General features: G+C 68.6%; 6 protein-coding genes. 2 read left to right on the forward strand and 4 right to left on the reverse strand.

Annotation, left to right across the window (positions count from 1 at the left end):
• Positions 1-635, forward strand: a 635-nt coding sequence (locus AC1D15_RS19760; protein WP_477827318.1) for a class I tRNA ligase family protein, incomplete at its 5' end; no start/stop codon positions are given.
• Here the strand turns inward: AC1D15_RS19760 and AC1D15_RS19765 are convergent.
• Positions 577-1,554, reverse strand: coding sequence for an NAD(P)-dependent oxidoreductase (locus AC1D15_RS19765; protein WP_477827319.1), 978 nt, complete (start codon positions 1,552-1,554; stop codon positions 577-579). The genes AC1D15_RS19760 and AC1D15_RS19765 overlap by 59 nt on opposite strands.
• Before the next feature lie 102 nt (positions 1,555-1,656).
• Between AC1D15_RS19765 and galU the strand changes: the two genes are divergently transcribed.
• Complete coding sequence (gene galU / locus AC1D15_RS19770) at positions 1,657-2,523, forward strand: UTP--glucose-1-phosphate uridylyltransferase GalU (protein WP_465113698.1); 867 nt, start codon at positions 1,657-1,659, stop codon at positions 2,521-2,523.
• Here galU and AC1D15_RS19775 read toward each other — a convergent pair.
• The 3 genes from AC1D15_RS19775 to cysM are packed head-to-tail and all read right to left on the reverse strand — an operon-like array spanning position 2,520 to position 4,223.
• Positions 2,520-2,747 (reverse strand): sulfurtransferase TusA family protein, encoded by a 228-nt coding sequence (locus tag AC1D15_RS19775; RefSeq protein ID WP_465113699.1) that lies wholly within the window; start codon positions 2,745-2,747, stop codon positions 2,520-2,522. The two genes, galU and AC1D15_RS19775, sit on opposite strands and share 4 nt — an antisense overlap.
• Before the next feature lie 11 nt (positions 2,748-2,758).
• Positions 2,759-3,310, reverse strand: coding sequence for an NUDIX domain-containing protein (locus AC1D15_RS19780; RefSeq protein ID WP_047509631.1), 552 nt, complete (start codon positions 3,308-3,310; stop codon positions 2,759-2,761).
• 7 nt (positions 3,311-3,317) lie between these two features.
• Complete coding sequence (gene cysM / locus AC1D15_RS19785) at positions 3,318-4,223, reverse strand: cysteine synthase CysM (RefSeq protein WP_047509633.1); 906 nt, start codon at positions 4,221-4,223, stop codon at positions 3,318-3,320.
• Positions 4,224-4,325: the final 102 nt, after the last annotated feature.

Here is a 4,325-nt window from a genome sequence, read left to right on the forward strand (position 1 = left end):
CGCTCGAGACGGTGCTGCGCCTGATGCATCCGATCATGCCGTTCGTGACCGCCGAGCTGTGGGACGTGGTCGCGCCGCTGGCCGGCCGCAAGGCGGCGGGCTCCGGGCAGAGCATCGTCACCGCGCCGTACCCGAAGGCGCAGCTGGAGCGCGTCGACCCGCRGGCCGATGCCTGGGTCGAGCGCTTCAAGGGCCTGGCCGGCGCGACGCGCAACCTGCGCAACGAGATGCAGGTGACCAAGCCGGTGCCGCTGTACGCGATCGGCGACAACGACTTCGTGCGCGAGGCCGCGCCGCTGCTGCAGTCGCTGATCCGGCTGTCGGGCGTGCAGGTGTTCGACGACGAGGCCGCGTTCGCGGCGGCGACGGCGCAGCTGCCGGTCTCGGTGCAGGGCGAGACGCGGATCGCGCTGCATGTCGAGATCGACGTCGCCGCCGAGCGCGAGCGGGTGGCCAAGGAGATCAAGCGCATAGAGGCCGAGATCGGCAAGTGCGACGCGAAGCTGTCGAGCGAGAGCTTCGTCGCGCGCGCGCCTCAGGCGGTGGTCGATGAAATGAAGCAGCGCCTGGTCGACTTCACGGCAACGCTGGATCGACTGCGGCATCAAGCGGAACGCCTGGGTCCGTCGTCCTGAACTCGCGCGGTGCGCCGGCCGAGATCGCGAGCAGCTCGTCGATCCGCCGGGCCACCGCCCACGAGCTGCGCAGCCGCGATTCGCGCGTGGTGCTGGCCACCCGCGGCGTGATCTGCAGCGTGTCCATGCCGCTCAGCGGCCGGCCCGGCTCCAGCGCGCCGGGCTCCAGGCTGTCGAGCCAGACGGCCGAGACGCGCCCGCTGGACAGCACGTCGGCCAGCGACTTCTCGTCGAACAGGCCCGAGTGCGCGATGCTGACGATCACCTGGTTCGGCTTGCAGAACGGCAGGAAGCGCTCGCCCAGCAGCCCGTGGTAGCGGCTGAAGTAGTTCAGCTGCACGCACACCGCATCGGACTGCTCCAGCAGCTCGCGCAGGCCCACCGGGCCGACCTGCCAGCGGTTCCACACGCTGTCGCTCGCATGCAGCGACGGGTCGTAGCCGATGAGCTTCGAGCCGAAGCCGCTCAGCATCCGGGCCATCGCCTTCGCGGCCGGCGGCATGCCGATCAGCCCGACGGTGCAGGCGCCCAGCTCGCGGCCGACCAGCATGCCGTCGGAGCCGACCACCGGCACGCGGCGCAGCAGCGACAGCAGCGCGCCGATCATGAACTCGGCCTCGGCCTGCGCGGTGGCGGTCTGGCTGCGCACCACCTCGATGCCGGCGCGCGCGCAKGCGTCGAGGTCGATGTTCTCGGCGCCGGCGCTGACCCGGCCGACCGCGCGCAGCACCGGCGCGTAGTGCAGCGCCTGCGCATCGAGCGCGACGGTGGGCGGCAGGATCAGCGCCCGCACGTTGTAGAGCGCCTGGCGGAATGCGCGGGTGTCGCGCGCCAGCTCCGGCGCCTGCCGCAGCGAATAGCGCGCATCGAGCCACTGCATGACTTCTGCTTCCAGCGGTTCGATGATCAGCAAGTCCATGCGGCTTCGAGAGGCTCTGCCCCGGTGTCACATGCCCTCCAAAGAGCCCGTGACACAATGGTTTTTGTCGACTAAATCACAGTTTAAAGGGACCAGACACACATGTTTGTCAACAAGGCGATCTTTCCGGTAGCGGGCCTCGGCACGCGATTCCTGCCCGCGACCAAGGCCCAACCGAAGGAAATGCTGCCGGTTGTCGACAAGCCCCTCATCCAGTACGCCGTCGAGGAGGCCTACGCCGCCGGGGTCCGCGAGATGATTTTCGTGACCGGCCGGCACAAGCGCCCCATCGAAGATCACTTTGACATGACCTTCGAATTGGAGGTAGCCCTCGAACAGGCGGGTAAGCAAGAGTTACTGGACGTGGTGCACAGCGTGAAGCCGGACGACATGGAGTGCGTCTACGTGCGCCAGCCGCAGGCGCTGGGCCTGGGCCATGCGGTGCTGTGCGGGCAGCGGCTGATCGGCAACGAGCCGTTCGCGGTGCTGCTGGCCGACGACCTGATGGTGGGCCAGAAGCCGGTGCTGCAGCAGATGGTCGAGCAGTTCGCCGAATGGCGCGTCTCGATGCTGGCGGTGCAGGAGGTGCCGCCGGAGCAGACGAAGCGCTACGGCATCGTCGACGGCCGCGCAGTGAACGACCGGCTGATCGACATCACCCGCATCGTCGAGAAGCCGGCGCCGGAAGAAGCGCCGTCGCGGCTGGGCGTGGCCGGGCGCTACATCCTGACGCCGGGCGTCTTCACCGAGATCGCGAACCAGCCGCGCGGCGTGGGTGGCGAGATCCAGCTGACCGACGGCATCGCCGGGCTGCTGCGCCGCGAGAAGGTGTTCGCCTACCGCTACGAAGGCCGCCGCTACGACTGCGGCAGCAAGGAAGGCTTCCTGGAGGCCAACGTGGAGTTGGCGCTGGCTCACCCGGTGCTGGGGGCGGATTTCCGGAAGTACCTGAAGAACCTGGAGTTCTAACGTCGACGCAAGAGGTGGATGAACTCGTCGTTCACCGCCTTCTGCTCGACCAGCTCGTTCCCGGTCTGCCGCGCGAACGCCTGGAAATCGCGCATCGACCCCGGGTCGGTCGCGATCACCTTCAGCAGCTCGCCGCTGTTCATGTCGGCCAGCGCCTTCTTGGCCTTCAGGATCGGCAGCGGGCAGTTCATGCCGCGGGCATCGACTTCTTTCTGCGCTTCCATCGCGAGTCCTTTCAAGTGGGTTCCACCGGCCGCGGCATCAGCTCGCGCCATTGCGGCGTGATGCCGCGCGCGGTCAGCCAGTCGGCCAGCGCATAGCCGGTGCCGGCCGGCCAGCATTGCACGGCCTCGGGGGTGAAGAGCTTGTACTCGACGAGCTCCGGCGACAACTTGATCTCGCCGCGCGCCACCGCGTGGTACGCGATGATCACCTGGTTCATCCGCTGGAAGTCGTAGGCCCCGATGATCGACAGGCGATCGACCGTCAGCGAGGTTTCCTCCATCACTTCGCGGGTGATGCCCTCCTGCGGCGTCTCGCCCGCCTCCATGAAGCCGGTGATCAGCCCGAAGTACCTGCCGGGCCAGGCGGCATTGCGCGCCAGCAGCAGCTGCCCGTCGCGATCGGCCAGCTCGATCACCGCGGCCAGCACCGGCGTCGGGTTGTTCCAGTGCGTCCAGGCGCAGGCCGGGCAGCGCAGCCGCGTCTTCGGGCCGCCGTCTTCTTCGAGCGTCACCGGCTGCAGGCCGGTCGCGCAGTTCGGGCAGAAGCGGGTGTCGTAATTCATGGTGGGCTCAGGCGGGGAAGACGCCGGTGGACAGGTAGCGGTCGCCGCGGTCGCAGACGACGAACACCAGCGTCGCGTTCTCGACCCGCCTGGCGATCTCCAGCGCCACCCAGCAGGCGCCGGCCGCCGAGATGCCGCCGAACAGGCCTTCCTCGCGCGCCAGGCGGCGCGCCATCTCCTCGGCCGCGTCCTGGCTGACGCTGACCGTCTCGTCGATGCAGCTCGGGTCGTAGATCTTCGGCATGTAGGCCTCGGGCCACTTGCGGATGCCGGGGATGCGCGAGCCTTCGGCAGGCTGCGCACCGATGATGCGGACGGCCGGGTTCTGCTCCTTCAGGAAGCGCGAGGTGCCGGTGATGGTGCCGGTGGTGCCCATCGCGCTGATGAAGTGCGTGACACGCCCGCCGGTGTCGGCCCAGATCTCGGGGCCGGTGGTCTCGTAGTGCACGCGCGGGTTGTCGGCGTTCGCGAACTGGTCGAGCACGCGGCCCTTGCCGTCGCGCTGCATCTGCTCGGCCAGGTCGCGGGCGTATTCCATGCCGCCGCTGCGCGGCGTGAGGATCAGCTCGGCACCGAAGGCCTTCATGGTCTGCGCGCGCTCGACGCTCAGGTCCTCCGGCATGATCAGCAGCATGCGGTAGCCGCGGATCGCGGCCGCCATCGCGAGCGCGATGCCGGTGTTGCCCGAGGTGGCCTCGATCAGCGTGTCGCCGGGGCGGATGTCGCCGCGCTCYTCGGCGCGCCGGATCATGCTGATGGCCGGCCGGTCCTTCACCGAGCCGGCCGGGTTGTTGCCTTCGAGCTTGGCCAGGATCACGTTGCCGCGCCGCTCGTTGTCGGCGCCCGGCAGGCGCTGCAGCCGCACCAGCGGCGTCTGTCCGATCACGTCTTCAAGGGTCTTGTACGGCGTCATGGGGTCTCCTCGCGAGATTGTCGCAGGGGGCGCTGGGTTGTTGCTCTGGCAGGGTTTCGCCCTGCCGGGCGAGTCACTTTCATTTGTCTTGCCAAATGAAAG

It is taken from the genome of Rhizobacter sp. P2_H2 (genome assembly GCF_056403375.1).